General features: G+C 62.0%; 27 protein-coding genes. 13 read left to right on the top strand and 14 right to left on the bottom strand.

Features of this window, described 5'->3' with window-relative positions; all coding sequences use genetic code 11:
• Positions 1-12: 12 nt before the first annotated feature.
• From YUA_RS0132775 to YUA_RS0132765, 3 genes are all read left to right on the top strand, one after another.
• Positions 13-1,257 (top strand): MFS transporter, encoded by a 1,245-nt coding sequence (locus tag YUA_RS0132775; protein WP_027534471.1) that lies wholly within the window; start codon positions 13-15, stop codon positions 1,255-1,257.
• 21 nt (positions 1,258-1,278) lie between these two features.
• Positions 1,279-2,172: an amidohydrolase gene (locus tag YUA_RS0132770; RefSeq protein ID WP_027534470.1), complete on the top strand. Its 894-nt coding sequence runs from the start codon at positions 1,279-1,281 to the stop codon at positions 2,170-2,172.
• Between the two features lie 120 nt (positions 2,173-2,292).
• Positions 2,293-3,207 (top strand): PhzF family phenazine biosynthesis protein, encoded by a 915-nt coding sequence (locus YUA_RS0132765; RefSeq protein ID WP_027534469.1) that lies wholly within the window; start codon positions 2,293-2,295, stop codon positions 3,205-3,207.
• Between the two features lie 155 nt (positions 3,208-3,362).
• Here the strand turns inward: YUA_RS0132765 and YUA_RS0132760 are convergent, their stop codons facing one another.
• A complete protein-coding gene (locus YUA_RS0132760) occupies positions 3,363-3,824 on the bottom strand; it encodes a DUF488 family protein (RefSeq protein ID WP_027534468.1) in 462 nt (153 codons plus the stop codon).
• A 9-nt stretch (positions 3,825-3,833) separates the two neighbouring features.
• Positions 3,834-4,670: a DUF72 domain-containing protein gene (locus YUA_RS0132755; RefSeq protein WP_084293025.1), complete on the bottom strand. Its 837-nt coding sequence runs from the start codon at positions 4,668-4,670 to the stop codon at positions 3,834-3,836.
• A 104-nt stretch (positions 4,671-4,774) separates the two neighbouring features.
• Between YUA_RS0132755 and YUA_RS0132750 the strand changes: the two genes are divergently transcribed.
• The 4 genes from YUA_RS0132750 to YUA_RS0132735 all read left to right on the top strand — a co-directional run bounded on the left by YUA_RS0132750 (position 4,775) and on the right by YUA_RS0132735 (position 8,445).
• On the top strand, positions 4,775-5,164 hold the full coding sequence (locus YUA_RS0132750) for a hypothetical protein (protein WP_027534466.1): 390 nt from the start codon (positions 4,775-4,777) through the stop codon (positions 5,162-5,164).
• 152 nt (positions 5,165-5,316) lie between these two features.
• The gene (locus tag YUA_RS0132745) at positions 5,317-5,523 is read left to right on the top strand and encodes a hypothetical protein (protein ID WP_027534465.1); all 207 of its coding nucleotides are present in this window, start codon (positions 5,317-5,319) and stop codon (positions 5,521-5,523) included.
• Between the two features lie 258 nt (positions 5,524-5,781).
• A complete protein-coding gene (locus YUA_RS0132740; protein WP_027534464.1) occupies positions 5,782-6,909 on the top strand; it encodes a glycosyltransferase family 2 protein in 1,128 nt (375 codons plus the stop codon).
• 30 nt (positions 6,910-6,939) lie between these two features.
• Entirely contained in the window at positions 6,940-8,445 is a 1,506-nt protein-coding gene (locus YUA_RS0132735) for a glycosyltransferase family 39 protein (RefSeq protein ID WP_027534463.1), read from the top strand.
• A gap of 72 nt (positions 8,446-8,517) precedes the next feature.
• Here the strand turns inward: YUA_RS0132735 and YUA_RS0132730 are convergent, their stop codons facing one another.
• Together YUA_RS0132730 and YUA_RS45815 are read right to left on the bottom strand one after the other, a co-directional pair.
• Complete coding sequence (locus tag YUA_RS0132730; protein ID WP_027534462.1) at positions 8,518-9,546, bottom strand: NAD(P)-dependent oxidoreductase; 1,029 nt, start codon at positions 9,544-9,546, stop codon at positions 8,518-8,520.
• Between the two features lie 57 nt (positions 9,547-9,603).
• Positions 9,604-10,776, bottom strand: a complete 1,173-nt coding sequence (locus YUA_RS45815) for a DegT/DnrJ/EryC1/StrS aminotransferase family protein (RefSeq protein WP_051383499.1) — start codon at positions 10,774-10,776, stop codon at positions 9,604-9,606.
• A 181-nt stretch (positions 10,777-10,957) separates the two neighbouring features.
• Between YUA_RS45815 and YUA_RS0132720 the strand changes: the two genes are divergently transcribed.
• Together YUA_RS0132720 and YUA_RS0132715 are read left to right on the top strand one after the other, a co-directional pair.
• Positions 10,958-11,737: a glycosyltransferase family 25 protein gene (locus tag YUA_RS0132720; protein WP_027534461.1), complete on the top strand. Its 780-nt coding sequence runs from the start codon at positions 10,958-10,960 to the stop codon at positions 11,735-11,737.
• 46 nt (positions 11,738-11,783) lie between these two features.
• Entirely contained in the window at positions 11,784-12,491 is a 708-nt protein-coding gene (locus YUA_RS0132715; RefSeq protein WP_027534460.1) for a WbqC family protein, read from the top strand.
• Positions 12,492-12,600: 109 nt separating this feature from the next.
• Here YUA_RS0132715 and YUA_RS0132710 read toward each other — a convergent pair whose 3' ends face one another.
• The 5 genes from YUA_RS0132710 to YUA_RS0132690 all read right to left on the bottom strand — a co-directional run bounded on the left by YUA_RS0132710 (position 12,601) and on the right by YUA_RS0132690 (position 16,734).
• A complete protein-coding gene (locus tag YUA_RS0132710; RefSeq protein ID WP_027534459.1) occupies positions 12,601-13,368 on the bottom strand; it encodes a crotonobetainyl-CoA--carnitine CoA-transferase in 768 nt (255 codons plus the stop codon).
• Positions 13,369-13,525: 157 nt separating this feature from the next.
• On the bottom strand, positions 13,526-14,206 hold the full coding sequence (locus YUA_RS0132705) for a metallophosphoesterase (protein ID WP_027534458.1): 681 nt from the start codon (positions 14,204-14,206) through the stop codon (positions 13,526-13,528).
• Positions 14,184-15,095, bottom strand: coding sequence for an ATP-grasp domain-containing protein (locus tag YUA_RS0132700; RefSeq protein WP_156947424.1), 912 nt, complete (start codon positions 15,093-15,095; stop codon positions 14,184-14,186). Before YUA_RS0132700 ends, YUA_RS0132705 begins: the two co-directional genes overlap by 23 nt.
• A gap of 62 nt (positions 15,096-15,157) precedes the next feature.
• Positions 15,158-16,000: an NAD(P)-dependent oxidoreductase gene (locus YUA_RS0132695; protein WP_156947418.1), complete on the bottom strand. Its 843-nt coding sequence runs from the start codon at positions 15,998-16,000 to the stop codon at positions 15,158-15,160.
• Between the two features lie 8 nt (positions 16,001-16,008).
• Complete coding sequence (locus tag YUA_RS0132690) at positions 16,009-16,734, bottom strand: class I SAM-dependent methyltransferase (protein WP_035972399.1); 726 nt, start codon at positions 16,732-16,734, stop codon at positions 16,009-16,011.
• A gap of 211 nt (positions 16,735-16,945) precedes the next feature.
• Here YUA_RS0132690 and YUA_RS47260 point away from each other — a divergent pair, with 211 nt between their 5' ends.
• Positions 16,946-18,943 carry a glycosyltransferase gene (locus tag YUA_RS47260; RefSeq protein WP_051383498.1) on the top strand — a complete coding sequence of 666 codons (1,998 nt, stop codon included), beginning with the start codon at positions 16,946-16,948 and terminating at the stop codon, positions 18,941-18,943.
• A 165-nt stretch (positions 18,944-19,108) separates the two neighbouring features.
• On the opposite strand, the gene YUA_RS0132680 is transcribed toward YUA_RS47260, so the two are convergent.
• The gene (locus YUA_RS0132680; protein ID WP_027534454.1) at positions 19,109-20,995 is read right to left on the bottom strand and encodes a CHASE2 domain-containing protein; all 1,887 of its coding nucleotides are present in this window, start codon (positions 20,993-20,995) and stop codon (positions 19,109-19,111) included.
• A gap of 64 nt (positions 20,996-21,059) precedes the next feature.
• Positions 21,060-21,587, bottom strand: a complete 528-nt coding sequence (locus YUA_RS0132675; RefSeq protein WP_027534453.1) for a FecR domain-containing protein — start codon at positions 21,585-21,587, stop codon at positions 21,060-21,062.
• Between the two features lie 652 nt (positions 21,588-22,239).
• On the opposite strand from YUA_RS0132675, the gene YUA_RS0132670 reads away from it, so the two are divergent.
• Complete coding sequence (locus YUA_RS0132670) at positions 22,240-23,328, top strand: tlde1 domain-containing protein (protein WP_027534452.1); 1,089 nt, start codon at positions 22,240-22,242, stop codon at positions 23,326-23,328.
• A gap of 7 nt (positions 23,329-23,335) precedes the next feature.
• On the opposite strand, the gene YUA_RS0132665 is transcribed toward YUA_RS0132670, so the two are convergent.
• Complete coding sequence (locus tag YUA_RS0132665; protein WP_027534451.1) at positions 23,336-23,965, bottom strand: glutathione binding-like protein; 630 nt, start codon at positions 23,963-23,965, stop codon at positions 23,336-23,338.
• Positions 23,966-23,977: 12 nt separating this feature from the next.
• On the bottom strand, positions 23,978-24,571 hold the full coding sequence (locus YUA_RS0132660; protein WP_027534450.1) for a cysteine hydrolase family protein: 594 nt from the start codon (positions 24,569-24,571) through the stop codon (positions 23,978-23,980).
• A gap of 129 nt (positions 24,572-24,700) precedes the next feature.
• Between YUA_RS0132660 and YUA_RS0132655 the strand changes: the two genes are divergently transcribed.
• Positions 24,701-25,534, top strand: coding sequence for a LysR family transcriptional regulator (locus tag YUA_RS0132655; protein ID WP_027534449.1), 834 nt, complete (start codon positions 24,701-24,703; stop codon positions 25,532-25,534).
• A gap of 142 nt (positions 25,535-25,676) precedes the next feature.
• On the top strand, positions 25,677-25,964 hold the full coding sequence (locus YUA_RS0132650; protein ID WP_027534448.1) for a GIY-YIG nuclease family protein: 288 nt from the start codon (positions 25,677-25,679) through the stop codon (positions 25,962-25,964).
• A 130-nt stretch (positions 25,965-26,094) separates the two neighbouring features.
• On the opposite strand, the gene groEL is transcribed toward YUA_RS0132650, so the two are convergent.
• On the bottom strand, positions 26,095-26,898 hold an 804-nt coding region (groEL, locus tag YUA_RS0132645), incomplete at its 5' end, for a chaperonin GroEL (protein WP_027534447.1).

Genomic DNA, 26,898 nt, shown 5'->3' with positions numbered 1-26,898 from the left:
GGGGTAGGAAACATGTCGAACTGGTATAGTGAAAGCTCGCCGCTGGAGCGGCGCACGTTCTGGGCAAGCTTTGGCGGCTGGGCGCTGGATGCGCTCGACGTGCAGATGTTCGGCCTTGCCATCCCCGCGCTGATCGCGGCCTTCGGCATCAGCAAGGCCGATGCCGGTCTGCTCGGCTCGGTCACGCTGTTCTTCGGCGCATTCGGCGGCTGGCTTGGCGGCGCGCTCGGCGATCGTTTTGGTCGCGTCAAGGCGCTCCAGATCACGGTCGCGACCTTCGCGCTGGCGACGTTCGCTTCAGCATTTGCGATGAGCTACACCCAGCTCGTGGTGCTCAAAGCAATCCAGGGTCTCGGCTTCGGTGCCGAATGGGCCTGCGGCGCCGTGCTGATGGCCGAGATCATCCGTCCCGAGCATCGCGGCAAGGCGCTGGGTTCAGTGCAGAGCGCCTGGGCTGTCGGCTGGGGCGGGGCGGTGCTGCTGTCGGCGCTGGTCTTCACCTACGCGCCGGCAGACATCGCCTGGCGCATCCTGTTTGCGATCGGCTTGTTGCCGGCGCTCCTCATCATTTTCATTCGCCGAGGGCTGAAAGAGCCGCCGCGCGCCATTGCAAAGGACGCAGAAACGCCGTTCCTCGCCACGCTGTCCGGCATCTTTCATCGTGACGTGCTGCGATCGACCCTGGTCGGCGGTCTCTTTGGCATCGGCGCCCATGGCGGCTATGCGGCGCTGACGACGTTCCTGCCGACTTATTTGCGCGAGGTGCGGCATCTCTCGGTGCTCGGCTCCAGCTTCTATCTCGCGGTCATCATCGCCGCCTTCTTCTGCGGCTGTGTCGCGAGCGGGATCATCAGTGACCGCGTCGGCCGCAGGGCCAATGTCGCGTTGTTCGCCAGCGCCTGCATTGCCACCGTGTTGGTCTACATTTTCGTGCCGCTCACCAACGGAGAGATGCTGGTGCTTGGCTTCCCGCTCGGCTTCTTCTCGGCCGGTATTCCCGCCAGCATGGCCGCGCTGTTCAGCGAGCTCTATCCGGCTGGCGTGCGCGGGACAGGCGTCGGCTTCTGCTACAATTTCGGCCGCGTCGTCTCCGCCGCATTCCCGTTCCTGGTCGGCTTCCTCAGCGATCACATTGGCCTTGGGCCGGCGATCGGTATCGATGCGGCGTTTGCTTATGCGCTGGTGCTGATCGCGGTGATGCTGCTGCCCGAAACCCGCGGGAAGGTGTTCGAGCAGACCGCGGCCGCCCGCGTTTGACCGGAATGGAGAGGAATAACCATGACATTTGCCCACCGCGGCCTCACGCGCCGTCAATTCAGCGTCGGCCTGGCGTCCCTCGCGACGGCAACCGCAACCAGAGCCATGAGTGAGACGGCCTTGCCGACGATCGACACCCACGCCCATGTCTTCCATCGCGCATTGAAACTCGCGCCGGGCCGGCGCTACGCGCCGGATTACGATGCGCCACTGTCGCTCTATCTCGAGCAGCTCGACCACAACGGCATGACCAATGGCGTGCTGGTGCAGCCGAGTTTTCTCGGTACCGACAATTCCTACCTCGTTGATGGCCTGAAGCAGACCGGTGCCCGCCTGCGCGGCATCGCCGTCGTCGATCCCGCTGTCTCCACGGACGAGTTGCGCGAACTCGATCGCGCCGGCGTGGTCGGCATTCGCCTCAATCTCGTTGGCCAGCCATTGCCAGATCTCGCTGCGAGCGAATGGAAGGGATTACTCGCGAACGTGAAGGCGATGGGCTGGCAGGTCGAGATCCAGCGCAACGCGTCCGATCTCGCTGTGCTGGCGCCGCAGCTGCTCGATCACGGCGTCAATGTCGTGCTCGATCATTACGCGCTGCCGGATCCAAAGCTCGGCATCGCCGATCCCGGCTTTCAATCCGTGCTGAAGTTAGGGGCGACGCGGAACGTGTGGGTCAAGATTTCGGCGCCGTACCGCAACGGTCCGGCCGGCGAGAGCTTTGCCAAGGAAGCCTATCCGCTGCTTCGCAAGGCGTACGGCCTTGATCGCCTGCTGTGGGGCAGCGACTGGCCGCACACGCAGTTCGAGGCAACGCAGAGTTATGCGAAGAACCGCGAATTCCTCGATACGCTGATCGTCGACAAGAGCGAGCGCGCGCAAGTTCTGGCATCACCGTCTCAGCTTTTTCGTTTCTGATCCGTCATCCGCGATTGCTCCGATTGCTCCGAATTTTGGGGCATGACGGGCGATGTTGCGGGCTTGTAGAGTGCTGCGCGAGGCGGCCGGCCGCGGCCGCCATTTGCGTGAGGATTTTGCATGCAGCGCCGCTACATCACCGTCGACGTGTTCACCGACCGCGCCTTCGGCGGCAACCAGCTTGCCGTGGTGCTTGATGCCGCTGGGCTCTCCACGCGTGAGATGCAGGCGATCGCGACCGAGTTCAACTATTCCGAGACGACCTTCGTGCTGCCGCCGCGCGATAAGGCCAACGACGCCGAGGTGCGCATCTTCACGCCGGTGCTGGAGATTGCCTTTGCCGGCCATCCCAATGTCGGCACCGCTTTCGTGCTGGCCTCGCTGGCGAAGGAGCCGAAGCCGCGCCTGCTGTTCGAGGAGAAGGCCGGGCTCGTGCCGGTCGAGATCGCGAGAGAGCAGGGCCGGGTGGTCGGGACCGAGCTCACCGCGCCGCAGCCTCTGGCGCGGCTGTCGCAATTGTCTGCCGCGGAAGCCGCGAGCTGCATCTCGCTCAGTGCAGAGGACATCAAGACCGACAACCATGCGCCGCAAATCGTCACCGTCGGAAACGCGTTTCTGGTGATGGAGCTGCATTCGCGCGAGGCGCTGAAGCGGGCTCGGCCCGATGCTGTGGCCTATGGCAGGGTCTTGCCGCGTGACGGCGCCCGCTCGGTGTGGTTCTATACACGCGACGTGCCTGCAGCCGAAGCGCCTTGCGAGCGGCAGGCGCGGATGTTCATGCGCGGCGCCAGCGGCCTCACAGAGGACCCCGCCACCGGCAGCGCGACGGTCGCGGCCGCCGCGCTGTTCGCCGATCTCGATCCCACGCGCGACGGCGAATTGAAGCTCACGGTCGGCCAGGGTTTTGACATGGGCCGGCCCAGCATCCTCCGGACCCGCGTGCGCAAGCAGGACGGCAAAATCGTCTCCGCCCATGTCGGCGGCAGCTGCGTGCCGGTGATGGAGGGGACGTTTCGGCTGGCAGGAGAGGGGTAAATCTGGACCCGTCATCCTGAGGTGCGAGCCCTTGCGAGCCTCGAAGGATGCGCGGCCGAGGTGCCGCAGCGTCAGTGGCACGCCGTCGTCCTTCGAGGCCTCCGCTTCGCTACGGCACCTCAGGATGACGGCTACGTCTGGCGCCGATGGAGAGGCTACACCTGCCGTCCCGCCAGATTCTTCACCGCCACCCCATCGCGCTCCTCGATGATCTCCGCGATCATCTGGCGGTGGCAGTGGGTGTGGTCGCGCTCGTAGCAGAGCAGGCAGACGGGGCCGGCCTTCTTCACCAGCGCGGAGAGCTCGTCCATCTCCTCTCTGGCCTGCGGCGTCTTGAGGTGTTTTGAGTAGATCTTCTCCAGCACCTCATACTGGCCGCTACGCGCGGCGAGGCGGCCTTCCTTCGGCGTGCCCAGAGCTGCGAGATGGACATAGGCGATGCCGCGTTCGTCGAGACCTGCGGCCAGCTGCTTCTTGGAAAAGCCCGGCCGCCGCGACGACGTCACCGCGCGCACGTCGATCACGAGCTTGACGCCGGCCTGCTCGAGCTCGTCCAGCACGGCCTTGGGCGGCGTCTGCTCGTAGCCGATGGTGAAGAGCTTCTTCGCCCTGGCCATGAATGATCCTCAGCTTACCCGCGCAATCAGTTCCATGGCGCCGTGCGGTGCGCGCACCTTGCCCTCGTGGATGACGTAAGCGAACACGTCGCGCGGTTCCTTCTTTGGCTTGGCCTTGTCAACTTTCGGGAGATCGCCGGGTTCACCGCCGCCGGCCCAGGCCTGGAAGCGCTCGGCCCAGGCGTCTAACTGCTTCGGCGGATAGCAGGTCTTGATCTCGTCATTGCCCTTTTGCAGCCGGGCGTAGACGAAATCGCCGGCGACGTCGGCGATCGCCGGATATTTACCGTGCTCGGCGAACACCACGGGCGTTTCGAATTCGCGGATCAGCGCGATGAAGTCCGGCGTGCAGAAGCTGTCATGCCGCACCTCCACCACGTGGCGCAGCGCGCGGCCCTCGAGCTTGCGCGGCAACAGCTCCAGAAACTTGCCGAAATCGGCGCCGTCGAATTTCTTGGTCGGCGCGAACTGCCACAGTACCGGTCCGAGGCGGTCGCCGAGCTCCAGCACGCCGGAATCATAGAAGCGCTTGATGGAATCGCCGGCCTCGGCGAGCACGCGGCGATTGGTGGCAAAGCGCGGCCCCTTCACCGAGAACACAAAATTTTCCGGCACTTCGCTCGCCCATTTGCGAAAGCTCTCCGGCTTCTGCGAGCCGTAATAGGTGCCGTTGATCTCGATCGAGGTCAGCTTCGAGGCGGCATAGGACAGCTCCTTCGCCTGCGTCAGCTTCTCCGGATAGAACACACCGCGCCACGGCTCGAAGGTCCAGCCCCCGATGCCGATGAAGATGTTGCCGGATTTTTTTGTCGCGGTTTTTGCTTTGGCCACGTGAGGATCTCGCATCGACGGGAAGGGGAGGGCTGCATCCTATTCAAACCAGAAGTGATTGGCCAGTTGCCGTGTCCCGTCTAAGCTCGCGATGAAATCTGCGCAAAAAGGAGAACAAGATGCGGATGCTGGGAGCGGCGCTCGCCATGATGACATCTGCTGCCATGACGTTTGCTGCCATGACGTTCGCTGCCATGGCGGATGACGACGATACGAAAGGCGCCCAGAAGCTCGCCATGCAGGGTCGCGACGATTACTGGCATTGCCTGGCGCGGGAATATTCGCGCGACAGCAATCAGGACCTGTCGGAGCAGGATTTTGGCCGCTCGGTCGCCAGCGCCTGCCCGTCGGAGCGGCAATATTACCGGGTGGCGCTGCTCGACTATCTCACCTCGCAATATCCGAACATCGAATCCGGCGCCCATCTCGCGACCGCGAACAGGGCAGTGGAGGCGGCGCAGAAGGACATCGTGACCGCCTACGTCAAGCGCCGCCCGCCAGCGAAATAGGCAGTGGCGAATGGCCAATAGCGAATAGGGTCAGAAGACCCGCTTGCCTTATTCGCTACTCACCATTCGCTATTCGCCCATTCGGCAAGCCCTTCCGGCCGTGCGTTCATCCGTGATATGACTGGGCCCATCTGGAACAGGGGCGGGTTGGCATGTCGTCTGAGTCGGTAGGTGGCATCTGTGGCGCGATCGTCGCGGCGATCGTGCTTGCGGTCGCCGTCGTCTTCGGGCCGATCGGGCAGTACGGCAAGCCGCCCAAGCCGGCCAAGGTCGAGCCGGCCCCCGCCGCCATGGCGCCCGCAGCCCCAGCGGCACCCGCGCCGCGGGGCCCAGTGATCCGGGAAGTCCCGAACCAGTAACGGGCTGAAAAAGGCTGTTTTTGCCCCTTGCAAAGCGGCTTCGTCGTTCCCATTTGGCTTGTAACGGCGACGTTGAGCGAAAACTCCGGCGCTGGGACGACCTTGGAATAGCTTGGGCTGCGCCGGATGTACGCGCGGTCCGCCGTTCCGGGGTCGTTGGCATTTTAGGGCCCCTTTGGGGCCCATTCCCCAGAGAAACCCCGGCTCGGTGGCCCCAGAACTTGGCATCGCAGGACGCGGCGGATATACGCTGCCGTCATGAATGAAGCGATCAGACCGGGCGTCGACGGCCAGGCTCAAGAGGGGCCGGAACTGTCGGTCATCGTCCCCACCTTCAACGAGCGCGACAACGTCACGGTGCTGTACCGGCGGCTGGAGGCGACGCTTGCCAACGTCGCCTGGGAAGTCGTGTTCGTCGACGACAATTCGCCCGACGGCACGTGGGACGTCGTGCGCGCGCTCGCCCAGCAGGACAGCCGCGTGCGCTGCATCCGCCGCATCGGCCGCCGCGGTCTGTCCGGCGCCTGCATCGAGGGCATCCTGGCCTCCAGCGCGCCCTATGTGGCCGTGATCGACGCCGACCTCCAGCACGACGAGACGCAGCTGCCGAAGATGCTGCTGCTGCTCGCAAGCGACCAGGCCGAGCTCGTCGTCGGGAGCCGCTACATCGAGGGCTACAAGAGCGAAGGTTTCAACAAGCAGCGCGCCGGCGCCAGTGCACTGGCGACCGAGGTCGCCAGGAAGATGCTCCGGGTCGAGATCGCCGATCCCATGAGCGGCTTCTTCATGGTCCGCCGCGACCGCTTCGAGCAATTGGCGCCGAAGCTTTCGGTGCACGGCTTCAAGATCCTGCTCGACCTCGTCGCGACTGCGCATGGCGATCTGCGCGCGGTCGAGATTCCCTACACGTTCGGTGAACGTCAGCACGGCGAGAGCAAGCTCGATTCCATGGTCGCGCTGGATTTTCTCGGCCTGGTGCTGGCGAAGCTGACCAACGACATCGTCTCGCTGCGCTTCATCCTGTTCGCGATGGTGGGCGGCATCGGCCTCGTGGTGCATCTCACCACGCTGTTCATCGCGCTCGAGCTGATCAAGGCACCGTTCGCCGAGGCGCAGGCCGCCGGCGCCATCGTGGCCATGACCACCAACTTCGTCATGAACAACTTCCTCACCTATCGCGACCAGAGGCTGAAGGGCTTTGCGATCCTGCGCGGCCTGATCATGTTCTACATCGTCTGCAGCGTCGGCCTGCTCGCCAATGTCGGCGTCGCCTTCTCGGTCTACGACCAGGAGCCGATCTGGTGGCTGGCGGGCCTTGCCGGTGCGCTGATGGGCGTGGTGTGGAATTACGCGATGTCCGGACTGTTCGTCTGGCGCAAGAAATAGCGCGTCACGGACGCTTGCAAGGAAGCTTGTATGGGCGGGGCTGACGCGCGGATCGTCCGCAATACGGCGCTGGTGATCCTTGTGCTGGTCGTATTGCGGCTGGTTGCGGCCGCCTTCACGCCGATCACTTTCGACGAAGCCTATTACTGGATGTGGTCGAAGAACCTGGCGGGCGGTTACTACGACCACCCGCCGATGGTGGCTTACGTCATCCGCGCCGGCACCATGATCGCCGGCGATACCGAGCTCGGCGTCCGTCTGGTCTCGATCCTGCTCGCGCTGCCGATGAGCTATGCGATCTATCGCTCGGCCGCGATCCTGTTCGGCGGCGCGCGTGTGGCGGCGACCAGCGTCATCCTGCTCAACGTGACGATGATGGCGTCCGTCGGCACTCTGATTGTCACGCCCGATGCGCCGCTGCTGGTCGCGTCCAGCTTCGTGCTGTTCTTCCTGGCAAAAGTGCTGGAGACCGGTCGCGGTGTCTGGTGGCTTGCGGTCGGCGCTGCCGTCGGCGCGGCGCTGCTGTCGAAATACACCGCGATGTTCTTTGGCGCGGCGATCCTGATCTGGCTCGCAACTGTGCCGAAGCTGCGGCGCTGGTTCCTCTCGCCCTGGCCCTATCTCGGCGGCCTCGTTGCGCTCGCGCTGTTCTCGCCGGTGATCTTCTGGAATGCGGATCATCACTGGGTCTCGTTCGCAAAGCAGCTCGGCCGCGCGAAGATCGAGGATTTCCGTCCGGTCTTCATTGCCGAGCTGATCCCGACCCAGATCGCGTTCGCAACCCCGCTTGTCTTCATCCTCGGTGCGATGGGGCTGCATGCGCTGACCTGGCGCCGGGCCGGTGCGCTGGCCTCGCGCGTGCTGATCGAGACGATGTTCTGGACCATCGTTGCCTATTTCGTCTGGCATTCGCTGCATGCCCGCGTCGAGGCCAACTGGTTCGCGCCGGTCTATCCGCCCTTCGTCGTCGCCGCCGCGGCCGCAGCCAACATCGCGCAGTGGAAGCCGCGTACACGACGCCTGGTGGATTTCTGCCTGCGCTGGGCCGCGCCGACCGGCATTGTGATGTTTGCCGCGCTGATCCTGCAGGCCAATACGGGCTGGCTATCCGGCTATCGCCGCGATGCGACCGTGCGCAGTGTCGGCGTTGGCTGGCGCGAGCTTGCTGCCGGCATCGAAGCCGAACGCGTCCGCGCAGGTGCGACCTGTGTGCTCACGCCGGACTACGGCACCACGGGCTGGCTTGCCTTCTATCTGCCCCGCGGCAGCTGTGTGGTGCAGCAGAACCAGCGCATCCGCTGGGTCAACATGCCCGAGCCCGATCCAAGACTGCTCGCTGGCAAGCTGATCTATGTCGATGAGCTGCGTCCCGACGGCCATCCGTTCCTGAACGACCTCTTCACGCAGGTGACGCGCGTCGCCGAACTGCAGCGCAAGCGCGGGCCGCTCGTGGTCGAGACCTACGGGATCGATCTGCTCGAGGGCGCCAAGGGCGACGTGCTGGACCGCTCGCCGCCGCCCGAACTCCTGCCTTGAACGGGCCGCACCTCGCGGTGCGGGCTGCAAGGCCGGCAAAAAATTCCGTCCTTCACCAGCGGGGAATTTCGGTCACAAGATCTTGCCGTCGATCGACAGCTCCTTGATCCTCTTTTCCCAGTCAATCAGGGCACGGTACCATCCCAGTGTATGGGTTGTGGGATCGTCGCCACTCACCACGCCCCGCTCCAAAGCCTGTTTTATCTCCACGATGCCTTCATGTACGCGGGAGGATGGATCGAATCTCAGGCGTTGTATGATCTTTGCAAAGGACAAATTATAGGTTCGCTTGTCCGTCGCATCCGGAATGGTGTGGGTGACTATGTTCGGAATGATGTCTTTGACAAAGTTTGCGAGCTGTTTGATTTGATAATTGAGATCGTCGCCGCCGACGTTGAAAGTCTCCCCGGACACGATTGACGCGTCGCTCTCGATGCCCAGCATCAGGGCGCGGCAGACATCATGAACGTGGATGAACGGCCGCCACTGCTCGCCGCCTCCCATGACGTAGATAACACGCTCTTTCCAGGCGCGTAGTGTCATGACGTTGATGGCGAGGTCGAAGCGCATGCGCGGCGCCAGGCCGAATACGGTGCTGTTCCGTAGTATAACCGTTTCGAATGTGTCGCTTTGCAGCTTACGCAGCTCGTCCTCGACGTGCAGCTTGCTTTCGGCATACAGCGTCTGTGGGCGGCAGACTGAGTGCTCGTTGAGCGCCACTTCCTGCCCGTGGCCGTAGACCGATGCTGAACTCGAATAGACATAGCGGCGAACGCCAGCCTCCTTGGCCGTGCGAGCCAGACGAGCGCCCCCCTTGTGGTTGATGGAGATCGTCAGCTCGGGATCGATTTCGGCGGAGGCATCGTTGCTCAGTCCGGCCAGATCGATGACGGCATCCATGCCCTCGAAGTGCTTGGGGTCCACGGTGCGGATGTCGTCGACGAGCAGCGTGATGTTCGGATGGGAAGCCGCCTGCATGAATCGATCCCGGCCGAAAAAACCTCGATCGAGCGCAACCACCGAAAAACCCTTTTGGGCCAGCATCTGGCACAGGGGAATGCCGATATAGCCTCCTGCTCCAGTCACAAGAATCTTCTGCATTTGCTCGACTTCTATGTCCTTGGGATCATCGCATAAGGTGCGATCTGATTTTTGCGACTAAGACTTGCTTCGGTTTTGCGCTGATTGGCGCACGCGCTGTATGGCGGCAACGATGAGATCGCATTCTTCGTCGGTCATGTCGTTGTAGACCGGGAGCGCAATGACGCTGTAAGCGATCCTTTCCGTCACGGCCAATTTCAGCTCCTTCTGCGCGCTGTAAGCCGTCATGTGGTGGCAGGGCGGGCTGTAGTACTTCCGAACGAAGACATTGTGCTTCTCGAGCGCCGATGCCAGCACCTCTCGGTCGAGTCCGAATTCCTCGGCGTCGACGACGACCGGCAGGTATAGCCAGTTGGCCTGAACGCCCGCGGGCTCTCGTCCGACGCGCAAGCCAGGAATCCGGGAAAGGCCGATCCGCATGCGCTCGACAGCCTGACGGCGCGTCGCAATGGCCTGCTCGAACGTCCTGAGTTGCTCGAGGCCGATGATGGCCGATATCTCCAGCATTTTCCCGTTCAAGCCCGCCTCGTGACAGTCGGCGCCATCGACTTGTCCGAAGTTGCGCATCGCTTTGACGCGCGCGAGCAGTTCTGCGTCGTGGCTGCAGACGCAGCCTCCTTCCATCGTCGAGAAGGCTTTGGTGGCGTGAAAGCTGAACATCTGCGCGTCCGCGAATCCTCCCACCAACTGGCCGTTGATGCGCGTGCCGAACGATGGCGCGCTGTCGACAAGGAACTTCAGCTTGTGGCGCTCGGCGATGCGGGCAAGCGTAGCGTAGTCGCTGGCGACCCCATAAGCGTCGACGGCGAGGATGGCGACGGTGCGGTCCGTGATCCTGCGCTCGACATCGCTCGGGTCGAGGCGCATGGTCTGGTCATCGAGGATATCCGCAAATACCGGTTCGGCGCCTGCCCATCTGACAGCATGCGGGGTGGCGCTGAACGTGAATGACGGCACGATCACTTCGCCGCCGGTGATTCCCGCAGCCCTCAGCATCGCCATCATGCCGATCTGGCCATTGCAGAAAACGAGGGTCGGGACGCCAAGATACTCGCTCAAACGCGTCTCTAATTCGACGACCCAACGCGAATTGTTGGTGACCTGGCCGGTTTCCAGCGCCTTCTCAAAAGCGGTTAAGAACTGCTCCGCTCTTGGAAACCTCGGACGCACGATATGGAGCGGGCTCTGGGCCCGCGGCGTCGGAAATTCAGGCGGGAGCGCGTCACTCATCTCGAGTCCTGATTATCGATAAGGTCCATGACTGATCATCGATACAGACCGAAACTTGCGTGGAGCATTCCTGTGCAGCGGGAGTCCGTGATTGACACGCGTTTTGGACTAGCCGCGACCGTGGCGAATCATATTTGAGTAACGCTCACCGGTATCCATTCGCCAACGGTGCTGCTCGCATATGAAGAACTTCGTCATTAATCTCGATCGCTGTCCGGAAAAATATCGACGCTTTCTGGAACGGAACGCAGGCTGCGGAATCGCTTTCGAGCGCTTCTCTGCGTCCAACGGGCTGGAGATGACCGACCAGGAAGTGATGGCGATGCGACTTGTCGCGCCCGGTTCGATGTTCACCAGGGGAGCCGTCGGCGGTGCCGCTTCGCTATGGCGGATATTGAATTGGATCGCCGGGCAGAATGAACCCGCCCTTGTGTTCGAGGACGATTGTACAATCCGCCACGACATCATCGCGCGCTTGCAGGCGCTTCTTCCGTCCCTTGAGAACTGGGATCTTCTGGTCCTTGGCTGCAATACTGATTCCGTACTCGATCTCGAACTCGCGCCAGGCATGAAGTCGATGATGATCTTCAGGCCCCAGCGCCCCAATGACCAGAGCGAGGCTGCTTTCCAGCGCGCGAATTCGCAGGTTGCCGCGCTCCGGCTCAACACCTGCTTTGGTCCAGCCGGAAACCTGATATCTCCCGCAGGAGCGAAGCGGCTCCTGGAGCTGTGTTACCCGATGGACAATCGGCCGGTCCAAATCGAAGCGCTTGGCAATCGCGTACTGCCGACGATCGGTCTGGATGGGATGGGCAATAGCGTCTATCGCTTCATGCAGGCGTATGCATGCTTCGCGCCACTCGTGGTGCCGCGCAATGACAACTCGACTTCGACGACCTTCACCCACGATGCACGGGCCTGGGGCTCGGCGCAGACGAGTTTGACCGGCGTGGGAAGCTGACGAAGGCAAATTGAGAATGTCTTCACAGTAGCAGGGCGCACACACGATGAAACTCGCGATCATGCAGCCGTATTTTCTTCCCTACATCGGCTACTATCAGCTGATCGGTGCGGTCGATCGTTTCATTGTCTACGACAACATCAAATATGTGAAAAAGGGGTGGATCAACCGCAATCGGATGCTGCTCAACGGAACGGACGCGATGTTTTCGCTTCCGTTGAAGAAGGATTCGGATGCCCTGGATATTCGCGACAGGGAGTTGGCGCCCGATTTCGACCGTGCAAAGCTGCTCAATCGATGGCGAGGGGCCTATCGAACCGCGCCCTTCTTCGAGGCAACCTTTCCGCTTCTCGAAAAGATCGTCAGCTTTGAAGACCCCAATCTGTTCCGTTATCTTTTCAACTCATTGCGGATGACCAGCGAGCATCTGGGTTTAAAGACCACCTTCAAGATCTCGTCTGAGGTCCCCATAGACCATTCACTCAAGTTTCAGGACAAGGTGCTCGCCTTGTGCGAAGCGGAAGGTACGCAAAAATATATCAACGCGATCGGCGGTCTGGAGCTTTACGATTCCGCTGCCTTCAGCGCCCGCGGAATCGAATTCAGGGCGCTTCGGAGCAGACCGTTTCCCTATGAACAATTCGGTCAGCCGCATGTGCCATATCTTTCGATTGTGGATCTGCTGATGTTCAATTCAGTTTCGAACCTGAACGAAATCATTGCCGAGAACTATGACCTGGTTGACAAGGCGTAGATGCCCTGAGCTGCGGAGGATGACGCCCGATCCCGGGCCTGCGGCGCCACTCGATCATGACGCGCGCTTGTTTCACCGATTTGCGATTTCTGGCACCAAGATTAGCGAGTTACTCGAAAACGACGTAACTCTGCTGCGGTGAACTCGTGTTGCGGCAAATGCGATATCCTTCGGTGCCCCATGCCTCGCGCAATGCCAGGGTTTCTCCGGGATTCTCCGCCAGCACCAACTCATCGAACCCGACAATGCTGTTCTTCGCCAGATAGGGGCGAATGAGCTCCAGGCATTTCTTCGTCGGCTCGTAGAGATCGAGGTCGAAATACGCCAGCGCGATGATCGTCTCGGGGTGCTTTTCCAGATATCGAGGAAGAGTTTCGGTCACGTCGCCCTTGACCAGCTCGAACTTGCGGATGTGACTGCGAGGCGCGAGTTTTTCCTGCGCCGACAGGATCTCTGCAAGCACGTCCTCGTAGTTCGGCGTGACACTGAGCCCGCCGACTTTCAAGGCGTCGAAATCGCCGTCTTGCGGTGCCACCGACGGGAAGCCCTCGAATGTGTCGAAGCCAACAACCTTGCGGCTCATGTTGTAGGGCTCGTAGATGTGGCGCATCGTCGTGAACAGCGCCATGTTCTGCCCCCAGCGCACGCCAAATTCCATGATGACGCCATGCGTGTGCAGGGCTTTCGAATAAAGATCATGCATGAAGAGAATGCGCGCCAGCGATGGGCGATTCAGGAACAGGCCGAGGTTTGCGTGAAATTCGCGCCGAGGCAGCGGCGACGTCTTCATCAGTTCCTGCAACCGACTATAGGCGGCCACTTCGTCCAGGGCCGCATAAGTGAAGTTCTGCGCGTCTTGCGGATCTTTTGATGTCATAACCTGCGCTCATAAGGCAATTGAGGGTGAACTTTCATCGTGATTCGGGGAAAACGCAACGCGAGATCGGGGCCGATTGCGGCGTTGCGGCCTTGCGCTCCAAGTCCGTCAGTCCGTTGCAAGCACTGGCCGGATCCATCAGTTGGGAGAGCTGCTCTCAATCCGCGAGCCGCCTGAGATTCTTCGCGCCAGTCTTCAGTCCGCCGTAGTAGTAATCGTGGAAACCCGCGGCCTCCATCAACTCGAATACCCTTGGCATGTTGTACTCGACGCGATGCAACTTGAAGCTCTCGCCGTCAAAAGTTGCAAACGCGGCCCGTGGATCACCGTCGCGGGGCTGCCCGACGGACCCCGGATTGCAATAGATCTTTTCCCCGAAGCGGTGGATGCTTTGCACGTGGGTATGGCCACTTACGAAATTGACGCCGGAGAGCCGTGCGAAATATTCCTCGTTGGGGTTGGTGAGGTACTCGTCGATCGGATCGCCCCATCCGGCGTGAACGACTTGAGCATTCCCGATTTGCATTTGCAGGCTAAAAGCCCTCAGCCAATTCACGTTTTCGGAGGTGATGACCTTCCTCTGATAGGCCAGGCATTCGTTCACGCTCCTGGATCTGGTGCAAAAGCCGCCGAAGCCCAGGTACCAGTCATGGTTGCCGAGAACGCTTTGGATGCCGCGCCTTCTCAGTTCATCGCAGCATTCGTTCACCTGGGAATAATAGCCGACCACGTCACCCACGCAGAAAGTCCCGGTGACGCGCATTCGATCAAGTTCGGTGAGAACCGCCTTTAGCGCCTCGAAATTTCCGTGGATGTCAGAGATGAACGCTATTGTCATAAAAGATGAAATCCTCGGTATAGCGAACGGCTCTGCCGCGCTTGATCTCAGGTTGGACAGGCATCCGTTTCTCGACGGCCATTTCGACCGCCATCAGCGCTTCGTTATATCCAAAGGCGGCGCGGATCGACGTGGATGAAGAAATCCTCGGATTGATCTCGAGCAGCTTGAGGCCGTGACCAGTCTTGCGAAACTGAAAGTTGGTCGGCCCGATCGGAGCAAACGCTCTGCACAGATCCCGGATGGGCTCAGAAAATTCGGCTTGATCTACAACCGCGGCCTTTTCCGTGAACCCATCCTTGGAGAGTTTTCGCCGAAGCGCCATGAAGGCCGAATAGTCCCCATGGCCATCGCAAAACGCGGACACGGTGAATTCCTCATCATCTCGCCCGACGATGGGTTGCGCCATCAATGTCGCCTTTGTCGCGGGAGCAATCCTGGCAAATTGCTCCGCAGTCTCGACCGCCACGATACCCTTTGATCCAAAGCCCCGGCGAGGCTTCAGGAGGAACGGCAGGCCGCATTTCTCCTTGAGAAAATCGAAGTCCATTTCCAGATAGCTCGGGATCGCATAGGTCGGCATCAGTTCCAGCTGCCGTTCGTAGAACGCCCATTTGTCGGAGCATCTGGAGATCAGCTCGCGCGAATTGAGGACGACGTTGGTCCCGGTCGCATCAATTTCGGCGACGTGATCCGCCCATTTGTACATGTCTGCATCGATGCCGGGGAACGCCACGTCGACGTGATGCTTGCGCAGGAGCGCGAGAAGCCGATCGAGGTAGTCTGGCGCATCCGTCTTGGGCACGGCTTCAAAGACGTCACAAAATCCTGGTGCGACCGAGTCGGTATATATCGAGGTGCCGACGAGCTTGATCGGCCGCTTCGACATCTTGAGGGAGCGCAAGATTCCGTAACCGACGATGCCGCTGGTGCCGGAAACCAATACCGTCGTCACGACACCAACTTTCGATGAGTCGCTTCCATCTGCATTCCTTGCGCGGAGGATATGCAGGGAAAATATTCGATCAACCGGAACAGCGTCTCGTCACAAGCAAAGCCGTTGCTCGGGATGTCGGGCTTGTCTCGCAGGAACCTGACCTTGCTTTTGCTTTCAAAGGCGGAAATGGCAGCCGCCGCGATTTGAGAATAGGTGACGTTGTCGGGGTTCACGCAGCGATAGACGCCTTCGAGTTTCATCGTCATGACGGCCGAGATGATTTTTGCCATGTCCTGAGCATGAATGAAGTTCCTCAAGGCGTCATTCGAGCCAAAGAAGTCTATGTCTTCATTTCTCTGGGCCTTGTCCATGATGGTGTACAGGAATGGCTGATGTTTTCGAAACTGCTCGCCGACACCATAAATCCGAGAAGGCTTCAGCACCGCGATCGGCAGCCGAAGCTCCCTGCCGCAGAATTGCGCAACGTCTTCGGAATGCCTCTTTGAAAGTGAGTAGGCTCCGAAGAACGGAGAGTCGTTGTTGAGATCCGCAAATATGCTGGAAATGTGCACGAAATGCTTCGCGTTCGCCTTTGAACTGGCATGACAGAGCTTCATCAGGCCAAGCACGTTGACATCCATCGCTTGCAGGGTGGCTGGTAATTCCTTGCCCCCGAAAGCAGCGGCCATGTTCACGACGCAGTCAATCCCGCCGGGAATCTGAATATGATGCGAACAGAGGTTCAGCTCGATATCGCAGCCGCTGCGCCCAGCCGTCAACACTTCGCAATGGCCACGAAGGAGTGGGATCAGCGCCTGTGCCAGCGAAGAGGTTCCCCCGACGATCAACACTCTCATGAGCACGCCTAGCCGTCCGCCGTGAGCTGAGCGAGCATCCCGCAGGATAGTTCCGGATATTCAATTCCCATCTCGCACAAGGCCTGGATGATCTTGGTGTCGAGGTTCAACGACAGGAGCTGACTTGTCGCGAAGGGCTTGAGATAGATGCCTTCCATCTTCTCGAGTTTGTAGCCGGCATCGCTCACCAGTCTGGTCAGCGAGTCGACTGTAAAATACCGCTGATGCCCCAGGACCAGGTCGTTCTCTGAGAGGGCCTGCATATCCGGCAGCATTCCCGCGAGATTCCCAAGCCGTCGGTTCATGACCTCGGCATTGGGGACCGCCACAAACAATTTGCCGGCGGGTGCGAGAAACTTCCTGAAGCGGTTCAGGATCAGAAGGGGGTCATCGACATGCTCGAGGACGAACCCCATGACGATAAGGTCGAATCTTTCGTCCGTATCGAACTCTTCGAAGTAGATTTCGATGACCTCGCTCTTGTTGTCCGGAAATCTGAGCTTGAAGTTTTCGATGACCGCGGGAGATCCTTCAAGAACCACATGGCGGCCAGGTCCGCCCGAAAAGATTTCGGTTGCAAATCCGTGCCCCAGTCCCAGATCCAGGACGGCGCGCGGATCCTTGACGACACGCGCAATGCGTTTCGGGTACCAGGTCAGCGAAATTTCGTTGTCGAAATCGTAGATGTTCTTGCCTTCATAGGCGGCGACGTGGAGATCCAAGCGACGGTTCATGGGTTTTCTCTCCCCAAATTCGATGCGCCATCGGACGCCTGGTGGCAGGCATATCAACGCCCCCTTTGATTCGCCACGTGCCGGCCCGGTGAGGCGAGGGCGGTGTCAAGCTTCAAGCAAGCTACAAACGGGATAGTGCGAAGTGGCGACCGTCCTGAAACCTTTGGGAATCGGGTTGCCCCCCGCTCTCCCATGGCCCGGAAGGTCCCCGATGAATTATCACGACGGCACTCTCGCAAGAGCGAACGAGATCTCGGGAAGCCCGTCGTCGCTGACGCGGGATGAATATTACCAGATCTGCCTTCGACACCTGAAATCAGGCGAGCTTGACCAAGCCGTGGCGCGCTGCCGGGAAGGGCTGGCCGCAGACGAAAACCATGCCGGCTTGCTTCATCTGATGGCCGGTGTGTCGCTGCTCAACGGGGATTACGATGCCGCCATCAACTGGGCCGGCCGTGCTCTCACAAACGAGATGAAAGCGACCTATCTCGCAACGTTCGGGACGGCCCTGCAAGGCAAGGGACTCCAGGAGCCGGCGCTGGAGGCGTTTCAGCGCGCGGTGGCGCTCGATCCCGTTGATCCGTCGATCTGGGAGAACTACGGCCACGCCTTGAACAGGGCCGGGCATGTCAACCAGGCGAGCCTTTGCTTCTTGATCGCGCGGGCGTATCAGAAATTGCCGTTCCTTGCGGAGTGCCGTTCTGTTCCTCGCAACGGCTGGAGTGCCCTGACAGAGCAATTCAACGCTCATCTTCAGAGTCGCTCGGCGCCGGGAGAGGCCCGTGATCCCATCCATTGCTTCTGGTCGATGGCTCCGCTGGGCGAGATGTCGCGTCTCTCGCTTCAGTCGATGATCCGCCAGGGCCATCCGGTCAAGCTTTACACTTACGACAACGTGGCCGCCGTGCAGGCGCTTGTGCCGCCCGGGGTCATGGTGGTCGATGCCGGAAACGTCGTGCCGGGCTCGATCTACCAGCATGCCGTCCTGAACAGCGATATCCGCTACTTCAGCGACATCTTCCGCTATGCCGTTCTTCATGAATTCGGCGGCTGGTGGCTCGATACGGACATCGTGCTCGTGAAGCCCCTGGATTTTGGCAGTGAGCACGTGTTTTCCGCGCAATGGTCGGGAGTCGAGAGCGGGCATGTGTGCGTCGGAGACGTGATGCGCGCGCCCAAGGGCTCGCTGCACATGGCCAATCTGTATGCCCTGTCCCTCCAACGGCTTTTCAGCGAGAAGCGCGTCGAACACGGCGCGGTCGGGCCGCTGTTGCTGAGCGAATACCTGCTCGTGGCAGGCGACGAGGAGCTGCAATCGTCGATCCTGCCGCCGACAAGCTTCAACGCGATCGACTGGCGCGAAGTGGATCTGTTTGCCGCCGAAGGCCGGGCCGGCTTCGACCTCTTGAGCGATCCCCGTGTGACGGGTGTCCATCTCTGGGGAAAAATGTGGGCCGAGAGAGGGCTGCGCTTCGATGCGGTCCCCGAGCAGAGCGTGGCAGGCTATCTCAAGAAGCTGGTGCTCGAGCCGAACTGGTTGACGCAGCTTGCCGCGAAATACGACTCCGACAAGGGCGCAGTCTGCAAAGGCCACCTTGCCCATCACTATACGCGCATCTATCACGAGCTGCTTCGATCGAAGGCCCTCGAGCCCATTCGTATCCTGGAAATCGGTCTGTGCCGGGGGCGGGTCGAAGGCGGGACTCAAGATCAGGTCCCGTCGCTGCAAATGTGGCTGGACTACTTCCCGAATGCCGAGGTCATCGGCGCCGACATCGAGGATTTCAGCTGGTTCTCCCATCCGCGGGTCAGGATCCATCGCGTCGATCAGGGCGATCGCGGCATGCTGGAGCAGCTTGCAGCCAAGGAAAAGCCGTTGGACATCATCATCGATGCCGGCTCTCACGCCTCTGTGCATCAGCACCTGACTCTCGGCGTGCTGTTTCCCTCGCTGAAGCCGGGCGGCTTGTTCGTGATCGAGGATCTCGATTGGCAGCCGCCGGAGATTCCTTCCAACGGCGCGCCCCTGGTCAAGGATGTGCTCAACGCGATGAAGGCGAGCGGCTCGTTCACGTCCAGCGTCATCACCGAGGCCGAAGCGAAGTTGATCTCGGGCGAGGTCGACGAGATCCTCCTCAACGACAGCTTCCGCGAATTGATGTCGCGTGGCAAGCTGGGCGGCTTGGGCGCGCTGAGGCGCAAGGTTTAGCGGCGCAACTCTCTTTGCGCTGTCGTCCCGGCGAAGGCCGGGACCCATACCACGCGATCTATCGATGAACTCAGGTGCTCGTACCAATCGATGACCTGTTCACTCCTAGTATTCGCCAAATTTCTGCCTGGGAGTATGGGTCCCGGCCTTTGCCGGGACGACAGTTCAATCGATCATTTCGACCTTGGCTGCGGCCGGGCTCGGCCTGTCCTGGTCGCGCCAGAACCAGACGTGGACGATGCCGGAGCGGCCGCGGATCTGCGTGAGCAGGGGGCCCGACAGGACACCGTCGGGCGCCCCGTGAAAGTCAGCCGCATCGAGCAGTGCGTCGGTCAATGCGAGCCGCGCGCCGTTCTGCGCGGCGACCTCCATCAGCCGGCTCGCGAGATTGACAGTGTCGCCGTTTGCCGTGATGTGCTGGTGGCTCTCGCCGAGACGGGAGGCGACGATCGGGCCGAAATGCGCCCCGATCTTGAACCCAAGCCGGCCGCCGATCGCCGATGGCAGTGACGCCGTCCAGCGCTCGACGCCGCGGTGCAGGTCGATCGCACATTTCAGCGCACGCGCCGCATCGTCCGGCATCGCGCTGGGCAGGCCGAACAGGATCATGGCGCCGTCGCCGAGAAAGCTCGTGATCATGCCGCCGCAATCGACCGCGGCCCGGTCGATCAGCGCGTGGAACGCTTGGAGGATGTCCTGGAGTTCGTCCGGATCGATCCGTTGGCTCAGTGCGGTGAAATCGGAGAGATCGATGAAGACGATGGCCGCATCTTGCCGCACGGGCTTCGCCAGGAAATCGGGATCGCGTGCCAGCCACTCCTGCAGGGCCGGCGCCTGGAATTGCGCCAGCGACCGGCTCCTGGCGGCGAGATATTGCGTGCGGCGGCCTCCGGCCCACAATTGCACGCCGACGAACACCGCGACCGGCGGCACCGTGGCTGCGAGCGTGATCGCGGCATCGAGCCAGACGCCGTGCGTGAACGCGAACAGATTGAGCCCGGCCCAGGCGACCATCACCGCGGCTGCCGCGACGAAGCCGAGCGCGCTCCGCCGCCAGGCGAGCAGGCCGACCAGCAGCATCGGCAGCAGGATCGCGATGAGCGCATCGGCGATGTGAACCTTGCGGTCGCGCACGATGCTGTCGCCGGCGACGAGATGCGTGATCGCGGTCGAGATCACCTCGACCCCCGGCATCAGGGAATCGAACGGCGTCGGGAAGAAGTCGCCGCCGCCGGCAACGGCTGCGCCGATCACGACGATCCGGTTCTCGATCGCCTTACGGTCGAGCGTGCCGTCGAAAATGCTCTGCGCGCTCACGGTGCGGATGGTGCGGCGCGGGCCGTAATAGGTGATCGGCAGCGCAAAGTCGGTGTCGGTCGGCACCGCGCGATCGCCGAGCATGAGATGATCGGGCGCGATCGTCAGCGGCTTGTCGAGTGCGCGGCTCGCGACCCGCAGCGGAAACGACAGTTCGACCTTGTCGCCTGTCCGGAACAGCATCGGCACCGAGAGCGGTGAGCCCGATTGCCCGGTCGCGACGTTGACGATTCCGACATCGGCGTGATCGGCGAAGGCCGGCAACGGCAGCAGGAAGCGCTCGGCCTGGGGCAGGGCGGCGAGCGGCCCTGCGCTGCCGGGCGCCACGGTCTCGCTCTCGCTCGGGAAGATCGCAGCGGCGGCCAGCACCATGAGACCGGTGGCGAGCGTATGGGCCAGCGTGGCGTCGCCGATCGCGGCGCTGCGGTCGATCAGCAGCAGGTCGATCGCCACGACCTTCGGCTTGAGCTGCACGATGGTGTCGACCACCCGGGCGAGATCGGCGCGCGGCAGCGGATAGCTGCCGCCACATTTCACCACGGTGTCGTCGATGGCGACGATGGTGACGAGATCGGGCGGAGCTTGCACGCCCCGGACCTGTGTTCGCCAATCCGTCAGCGTCGCCTCGAGCCGATCGAGAAAGCGCAGATGACCGTTGGCGTGGCCCGCATGGATGCCCGCGCCCCACAACGCGGTGAGGACAAGTGCCACCAGAATTTGAACGCGTCTCTTCATTCCGTCGTACTGCAATCTTCTTTTTGTTGTCGGGCCTGCCGAAGCAGGTCGTGACGACCGAGTTCTATTGGCCTAGCCGGGCCATCAGCGCGTCGACGCGTGGCTGGCCCCATGTCTTCACGGTCAGCGGACCGGTCGCTTCCACGTCGACGCCTTCGCCGGGGCCGAGCACGATGCCGCGTCCACGCGCCGGCCTGCGGGTCACGCCGACACGGCCGTTGGCGACAAATACCGAGGTCTTGGCCTCGGCGACATCGACCGCCCATTTGGTGCCGCGCACGGCGGCGATCGCTTGCGGCGTCAGCACCTTGAAGGGATGGCCGTGGGGTCTCTTGGGCGCTTCGACCAGCAGCGCTTTGCTGCTCAACTCGACGGAGTCAATATGTCCGTCGCGGTTGGCGTCGTTTAGTTCAAATCGGGCGCCGCTTTCGGCAACGATCGTGATGCCGTTGTCGCAGCGCCAGGTCTGCGTCCCTGCGGCCGACGGCGACGCCGTGCAGCCTGCATTGGCGGCAGGCTGTGCAGTTGCAGATCCGATCAACACAAATGACCACGCCATGGCCGAAAACCCGGCGCGCGAAAACCCTCTCATGCCAGCCTCCGTTTGCGTGCTCGGCACAGTTCAAGGCGATGTTGATACGGTACCGTATCACTCGCAGAGGCTGCTGAAAAGTGCCGATGTGGTAGCTATTTTCTCGGCACGCCCATTTCCAGACCGGCACGATCAACTTTCGATCAGGTGCGCCGTGCCACGTGAGCGCTCCGTGCGGTGTGCGTGCTGCTGCCTTTCTGCAGCTGACTGCACCAGCCTCACGCAACGCTTCGGCGCTATCGTCGGGCCAGTTTGATGATCACGAAAATGTCGTTGTTGAATGTGTTTTGGGTGCGGTCGGAGGCGTCGGGATCCCTGCGCAAACCGACCTAGAATTATGGTTAACAGCTTCGCCTAAGTCCGTAGTTCTGCGGGCTTTTTTCTCGAAATGGCACAGCGTTAACGACTTGCCCCACATCTGCCCGAACTTAATCCGCATTTAACTAAAAGTCGCCTTAATGACGCTCCGACCCTCTGCGAGATGCTGTTCCCGGATCGTGACCAGCGGCACTTCGAAGGGGAACTGAGTGGCACTGTTCTGGACGCAAGGCGAATGAGTACGAGTATCGCTGCGCAGAGTTACGCGGCACGGAAGCCCAAGAATCCGAACAAGAATCCGAATAAGCATTCTCATCGGAAGTCTTCCCGGAAAATGACCACCCAAAACGTGCTTGGCGCCGCCGTGATCGGCTGCGTCGTGCTTGCCGGCTGGACCGTCTACAACAACATCTTCGCAGCCAGCGTCTATCCGGCTGTCGGCAGCTCCGGCTACGACGAGCCCGTGGTCAAGCGCGCCCCCAAGGTCGCGCTGCGCGAGGCGGGCGAGGCCATCCGCGAGACGTTTGCGCTGCTGCCCGATCGGCTGCAGGTGGCTGCACCGATTTCACGTGAGATGTTCAACGAGCGCTTTGCCGCGGCAGCCACGCAGGGCGTCGAGTCCAACGCGGCGAGCGCTGCGCCCGCGACGAAGGTTGCCGAGGCCAAGGAAACTGGCAAGGAGCCGGCGAAGCCGACCGTCGTCGCCAGGGTCGCGGACGTGCTGAAGAGCCCGGCCAGGGTCGTCGAGAAGATCGCGGACGCCGCGAAGACCAAGCGTGCTGACGCACCGGTGCAGCTGGCTTCGGCCGATCCGGCCGGGATCGTGCCGGCGCCTGAAGCCAAGCCAAAATCCTTTGCCGATCGCGCCAAGGCCGCGGTGATGTCGATCACCGGTCCGCGCCAGTCGATGGTGGAAAAGCTCTGGGGCAAGCGTGAGCCGTCCGGCGGCTTGCTCGCCTATGCTTCGGCCGATGCCAGCGTGACCTCGGCGATCGCGCCGAAGGAGCAGAATCCGATGTTCGGCGGTGCGCCGCCCTATGAGCGTGACACTGCGGTCTACGACATCACCGCCAAGACGGTTTATCTGCCCGATGGCACCAAGCTCGAGGCGCACTCCGGCCTCGGCTCCAACCTCGACGACCCGCGCTCGCAGCGCACCCGCATGCGCGGCGTGACGCCGCCGCACATCTACAATCTGAAGCCGCGCGAAGCGCTGTTCCACGGCGTGCCGGCGCTGCGTCTGACCCCGGTCGGCGGCGAGAGCGCGATCTATGGCCGCGACGGCCTGCTCGCGCACACCTTCATGCTCGGGCCGAACGGCGACTCCAACGGCTGCGTGTCGTTCAAGGATTATTACGCGTTCCTCGACGCCTATCGCAACAAGGGCATCCGCAAGCTCGCGGTGCTGGCGCGGGTGGAGTGAAGCGCGCTCAAGTCGCGATCGTCTTGCGCAGCGCCATCTCGGTTGCAATCGCGTCCCGCACGGTGGGTCGCGCCTGCATGCGTTCGAGATAGGCCGACAATGACGGCCATTGCGCGATGTCGACGCCCGCGGGGCGGAGCAGCAACAAAGCCCAGGCGAGGTGGGCATCGGCAACGGTGAAGCGTTGACCAACGACGAATTCGCGGTCTGCGAGATGCGCTGCTGGCACCGACAATGTCTGCGCGATCCGCGCACGTGGCTTGGCGAGCGAGCCGTCGTCCTTGTACCAGAAGGTCGGAAACAGGAACGCCTTGTGGATCTCGGCGCCGATGAAGCTCAGCCATTCCTGCATGCGATAGCGATCGGGATCGCCAGGCGGCGGCGCAAGGCTGCGTTCGGGCTTCAGGTCGGCGATGTATTGCAGCACCGCCGCGCTCTCGGTCAGTCGCTCGCCGTTTTCCAGCACCAGGACCGGTACCGCGCCCTTCGGCGAGATGCCGCGAAAATCGCTGTCGTCGTCCGCGACCTGCTTGGTCAGGAGATGCACCAGATGATAGTGCGCATCGAGGCCGGCTTCCATCAGCGCGATGCGGCTCGCAAGCGAGCAGGCCATCGGCGAGAAATAGAGTTGCAGCATCGCGTAGCTCCGTTATTTCAGCGCATCGCCGCGCGCGATAATCGCGAAGCGGTCGGATAGCTCGGCGAGTGCAACCTCGTGGATGGTCCGGGCGTCCAGCGTGCCGCCGCGGCCGTCGGGCAGGTCGCGCGTGGCGCAGGCGTCGGCGTTGATCGTCGTGCGAAAACCGAGGTCGAGCGCGGCACGAGCGGTGGAGCTGACGCACATATGCGTCATGAAGCCGGCCAGCACGAGGTTCTTCCTGTCGGTTGCGGCAAGGCGCGCCTGCAGATCGGTGCCGGCAAAGGCGTTGGGCAGCTCCTTCTCGATCACCAGTTCGCCGGCACGGGGGCTCAGTTCGGCGACAATGGCACCGCGGTCGGCGCCGCGATCGAACAGGCTCCCCGCCTTGCCGCGATGAGCGATGTGGATGATCGCGGCTCCGCTCTCGCGCGCCCGCGCCAGGAGCGCAGCCGCCCGCGCGATCGCGGGCCGGGCAGCGGGCAAGGCGAGGGGGCCCGCAAGATATTCGTTCTGGATATCGATCAGCACCAGCGCGGCGTCGCTGAGGCGCGGCGGGTTGAGGTCGGCACCGGCAAGCTGCAGCAGGGTCTTTGCGGTCGTCATGGTTTTGGCAATCTCCGAAGGCGAAAGGCCCGATGAACATAGCCCCGGAAACGCCTGCCGATATGCAGGGATGTTGCAGCGGGTGGCTGCGATATTGCAGGCTGCCGACGGCCGATATAGTCTGAAGCCATGAACTGGGACGATCTGCGTATCATCGCTGCCGTCAGGGACGAGGGCACCTATGCCGGCGCCAGCGCGCGGCTGCGCATCGACGAGACCACGGTGGGGCGCAGGCTGTCGCGCATCGAGCGCGCGCTGGGCCTGCGCCTGTTCGAGGCCGCCGACGGCGTCCGCAAGCCGACGCGGCAATGCGAGGCGGTGCTGGCCCATGTCGAAGCGATGGCGGCGCATGCCGCCGAGATCGGTCGCGTCGGCGAGAGCCTGGCGGGTCCGGTGGGACGCCTGCGCATCGCCTCCACCAACACGGTCGCCGAGGAGGTACTGTCGCCGCGCGCGAGCGACTTCCTGCGCGTCAATCCCGGCCTGACGCTGCAATTCCTCACCTCGAGCGAGAACGTTAAGTTCTCGCGTTGGGAGGCCGATCTCGCCATCCGCCTGCGCAAGCCCGACAAAGGCGATTTCGCGATCTCGAAGCTCAGCGATATCAAGCTCTATTATTTCGAGCCTGTTGCAACCGAGGGCGAGCCGATGCTGTGCGCCTATCCGGACGAGCTCGGCGCCATTCCCGAGATGCAATTCCTGCGCACCAGGAAAGCCCGCGCGCGCTGCGTCACCGACAACGTTCGCGTCATCCGTAACCTGATCCGCGCGCATCAGGCCGCCGGCGTGTTGCCGGAGTATGTTTGCGCGGATCTGCTCGGGGACCGCCGCCTGCGCGCCACCCTGCTGCCGAAACGGCGCGACGTCTGGCTGCTCGTGCAAAACCACCTCAAGCGCGACGCCGCAACCCGCGTGACGATTGACTGGGTGAGGGCGTGTTTCCAGGACATGTCGCGCGCGTGACGTCGCTTCGCAGTGCCACGATCGTAAGATTGCGATTGCAGCTTTTGGTTGATGTATTCTTCGCCTGATACTAACATCCGGTCGTCATTCCGGGGCGGCACGAAGCGCCGAGCCCGGAATCCATAACCACAGGCCGATGGGAATGGCGTACTACGTCTACAACCTGGCAAGTAGGAAATACGGTACCCTGTACATCGGCGTAACGAGCGATCTCGTTCGACGCGTCCATGAGCACAAGACCAAAGTCGTCCCAGGATTTACGAAACGATACGGGGTCGACAAGTTGGTTTTGTTTGAGACTTTCGATGACCCCACAAGCGCAATCGCTCGAGAGAAAGAGCTCAAGAAATGGCGGCGCGATTGGAAGACGCGATTGATCGATGAACAGAATCCCAATTGGGATGATCTCTACAACGGTATCTCCAACTAAAGCCTGTGGTTATGGATTCCGGGCTCGCGGCTTCGCCGCGCCCCGGAATGACGAGGGGAGGGAGTTTCACCCTCAAACAAAAACCCCGGCATCGCTGCCGGGGTTTCGTAGTCCTTGAGGTCGTTGGACCTTAGAAGTCCATGCCGCCCATGCCGCCGCCCGGGGGCATTGCCGGACCGGCGCCGCCCTTCTTGGGCAGCTCGGCGACCATGGCTTCCGTGGTGATCAAGAGAGCCGCAACCGAAGCTGCGTTCTGGATCGCGGTACGGACCACCTTGGTCGGGTCGATGATGCCCTTCTTGACGAGGTCGGCATATTCGCCGGTCTGGGAGTCGAAGCCGTAAGCGTAGGCCTTGTTCTCCAGGATCTTGCCGACGATCACCGAGCCGTCTTCACCGGCGTTGATCGCGATCTGGCGAGCGGGCGCCGACAGCGCCTTGCGCACGATCTCGACGCCGGTCTTCTGGTCGTCGTTCTTGGTGCGCAGGCCCTTGAGCTGCTCGGAAGCACGGAGCAGGGCGACGCCGCCGCCCGGAACGATGCCTTCCTCGACAGCCGCGCGGGTCGCATGCATCGCGTCATCAACGCGATCCTTGCGCTCCTTCACCTCGACCTCGGTCGCGCCGCCGACGCGGATCACCGCGACGCCGCCCGCGAGCTTGGCGAGACGCTCCTGGAGCTTCTCACGATCGTAGTCCGAGGTGGTTTCCTCGATCTGCGCCTTGATCTGGGCCACGCGCGCCTCGATGTCGGCCTTCTTGCCGGCGCCGTTGACGATCGTGGTGTTCTCCTTGTCGATCATCACCTTCTTGGCGCGACCGAGCATGTTGAGCGTGACGTTCTCGAGCTTGATGCCGAGATCTTCCGAGATCGCCTGGCCGCCGGTCAGGATCGCGATGTCCTGCAGCATGGCCTTGCGGCGATCGCCGAAGCC

It is taken from the genome of Bradyrhizobium sp. WSM3983 (genome assembly GCF_000473045.1).
Lineage (GTDB): Bacteria > Pseudomonadota > Alphaproteobacteria > Rhizobiales > Xanthobacteraceae > Bradyrhizobium.
The sequence above is the reverse complement of the archived record's forward strand: the minus strand, read 5'-3'. Positions and strand labels throughout refer to the sequence as shown.

Bases quoted from the DNA above. Each gene is read 5' to 3' on its own strand.
- YUA_RS0132775 (WP_027534471.1), top strand. From the start codon at position 13: ATGTCGAACTGGTATAGTGAAAGCTCGCCGCTGGAGCGGCGCACGTTC.
- YUA_RS0132770 (WP_027534470.1), top strand. From the start codon at position 1,279: ATGACATTTGCCCACCGCGGCCTCACGCGCCGTCAATTCAGCGTCGGC.
- YUA_RS0132765 (WP_027534469.1), top strand. From the start codon at position 2,293: ATGCAGCGCCGCTACATCACCGTCGACGTGTTCACCGACCGCGCCTTC.
- YUA_RS0132760 (WP_027534468.1), bottom strand. From the start codon at position 3,824: ATGGCCAGGGCGAAGAAGCTCTTCACCATCGGCTACGAGCAGACGCCG.
- YUA_RS0132755 (WP_084293025.1), bottom strand. From the start codon at position 4,670: ATGCGAGATCCTCACGTGGCCAAAGCAAAAACCGCGACAAAAAAATCC.
- YUA_RS0132750 (WP_027534466.1), top strand. From the start codon at position 4,775: ATGCGGATGCTGGGAGCGGCGCTCGCCATGATGACATCTGCTGCCATG.
- YUA_RS0132745 (WP_027534465.1), top strand. From the start codon at position 5,317: ATGTCGTCTGAGTCGGTAGGTGGCATCTGTGGCGCGATCGTCGCGGCG.
- YUA_RS0132740 (WP_027534464.1), top strand. From the start codon at position 5,782: ATGAATGAAGCGATCAGACCGGGCGTCGACGGCCAGGCTCAAGAGGGG.
- YUA_RS0132735 (WP_027534463.1), top strand. From the start codon at position 6,940: ATGGGCGGGGCTGACGCGCGGATCGTCCGCAATACGGCGCTGGTGATC.
- YUA_RS0132730 (WP_027534462.1), bottom strand. From the start codon at position 9,546: ATGCAGAAGATTCTTGTGACTGGAGCAGGAGGCTATATCGGCATTCCC.
- YUA_RS45815 (WP_051383499.1), bottom strand. From the start codon at position 10,776: ATGAGTGACGCGCTCCCGCCTGAATTTCCGACGCCGCGGGCCCAGAGC.
- YUA_RS0132720 (WP_027534461.1), top strand. From the start codon at position 10,958: ATGAAGAACTTCGTCATTAATCTCGATCGCTGTCCGGAAAAATATCGA.
- YUA_RS0132715 (WP_027534460.1), top strand. From the start codon at position 11,784: ATGAAACTCGCGATCATGCAGCCGTATTTTCTTCCCTACATCGGCTAC.
- YUA_RS0132710 (WP_027534459.1), bottom strand. From the start codon at position 13,368: ATGACATCAAAAGATCCGCAAGACGCGCAGAACTTCACTTATGCGGCC.
- YUA_RS0132705 (WP_027534458.1), bottom strand. From the start codon at position 14,206: ATGACAATAGCGTTCATCTCTGACATCCACGGAAATTTCGAGGCGCTA.
- YUA_RS0132700 (WP_156947424.1), bottom strand. From the start codon at position 15,095: ATGTCGAAGCGGCCGATCAAGCTCGTCGGCACCTCGATATATACCGAC.
- YUA_RS0132695 (WP_156947418.1), bottom strand. From the start codon at position 16,000: ATGAGAGTGTTGATCGTCGGGGGAACCTCTTCGCTGGCACAGGCGCTG.
- YUA_RS0132690 (WP_035972399.1), bottom strand. From the start codon at position 16,734: ATGAACCGTCGCTTGGATCTCCACGTCGCCGCCTATGAAGGCAAGAAC.
- YUA_RS47260 (WP_051383498.1), top strand. From the start codon at position 16,946: ATGAATTATCACGACGGCACTCTCGCAAGAGCGAACGAGATCTCGGGA.
- YUA_RS0132680 (WP_027534454.1), bottom strand. From the start codon at position 20,995: ATGAAGAGACGCGTTCAAATTCTGGTGGCACTTGTCCTCACCGCGTTG.
- YUA_RS0132675 (WP_027534453.1), bottom strand. From the start codon at position 21,587: ATGAGAGGGTTTTCGCGCGCCGGGTTTTCGGCCATGGCGTGGTCATTT.
- YUA_RS0132670 (WP_027534452.1), top strand. From the start codon at position 22,240: ATGACCACCCAAAACGTGCTTGGCGCCGCCGTGATCGGCTGCGTCGTG.
- YUA_RS0132665 (WP_027534451.1), bottom strand. From the start codon at position 23,965: ATGCTGCAACTCTATTTCTCGCCGATGGCCTGCTCGCTTGCGAGCCGC.
- YUA_RS0132660 (WP_027534450.1), bottom strand. From the start codon at position 24,571: ATGACGACCGCAAAGACCCTGCTGCAGCTTGCCGGTGCCGACCTCAAC.
- YUA_RS0132655 (WP_027534449.1), top strand. From the start codon at position 24,701: ATGAACTGGGACGATCTGCGTATCATCGCTGCCGTCAGGGACGAGGGC.
- YUA_RS0132650 (WP_027534448.1), top strand. From the start codon at position 25,677: ATGGCGTACTACGTCTACAACCTGGCAAGTAGGAAATACGGTACCCTG.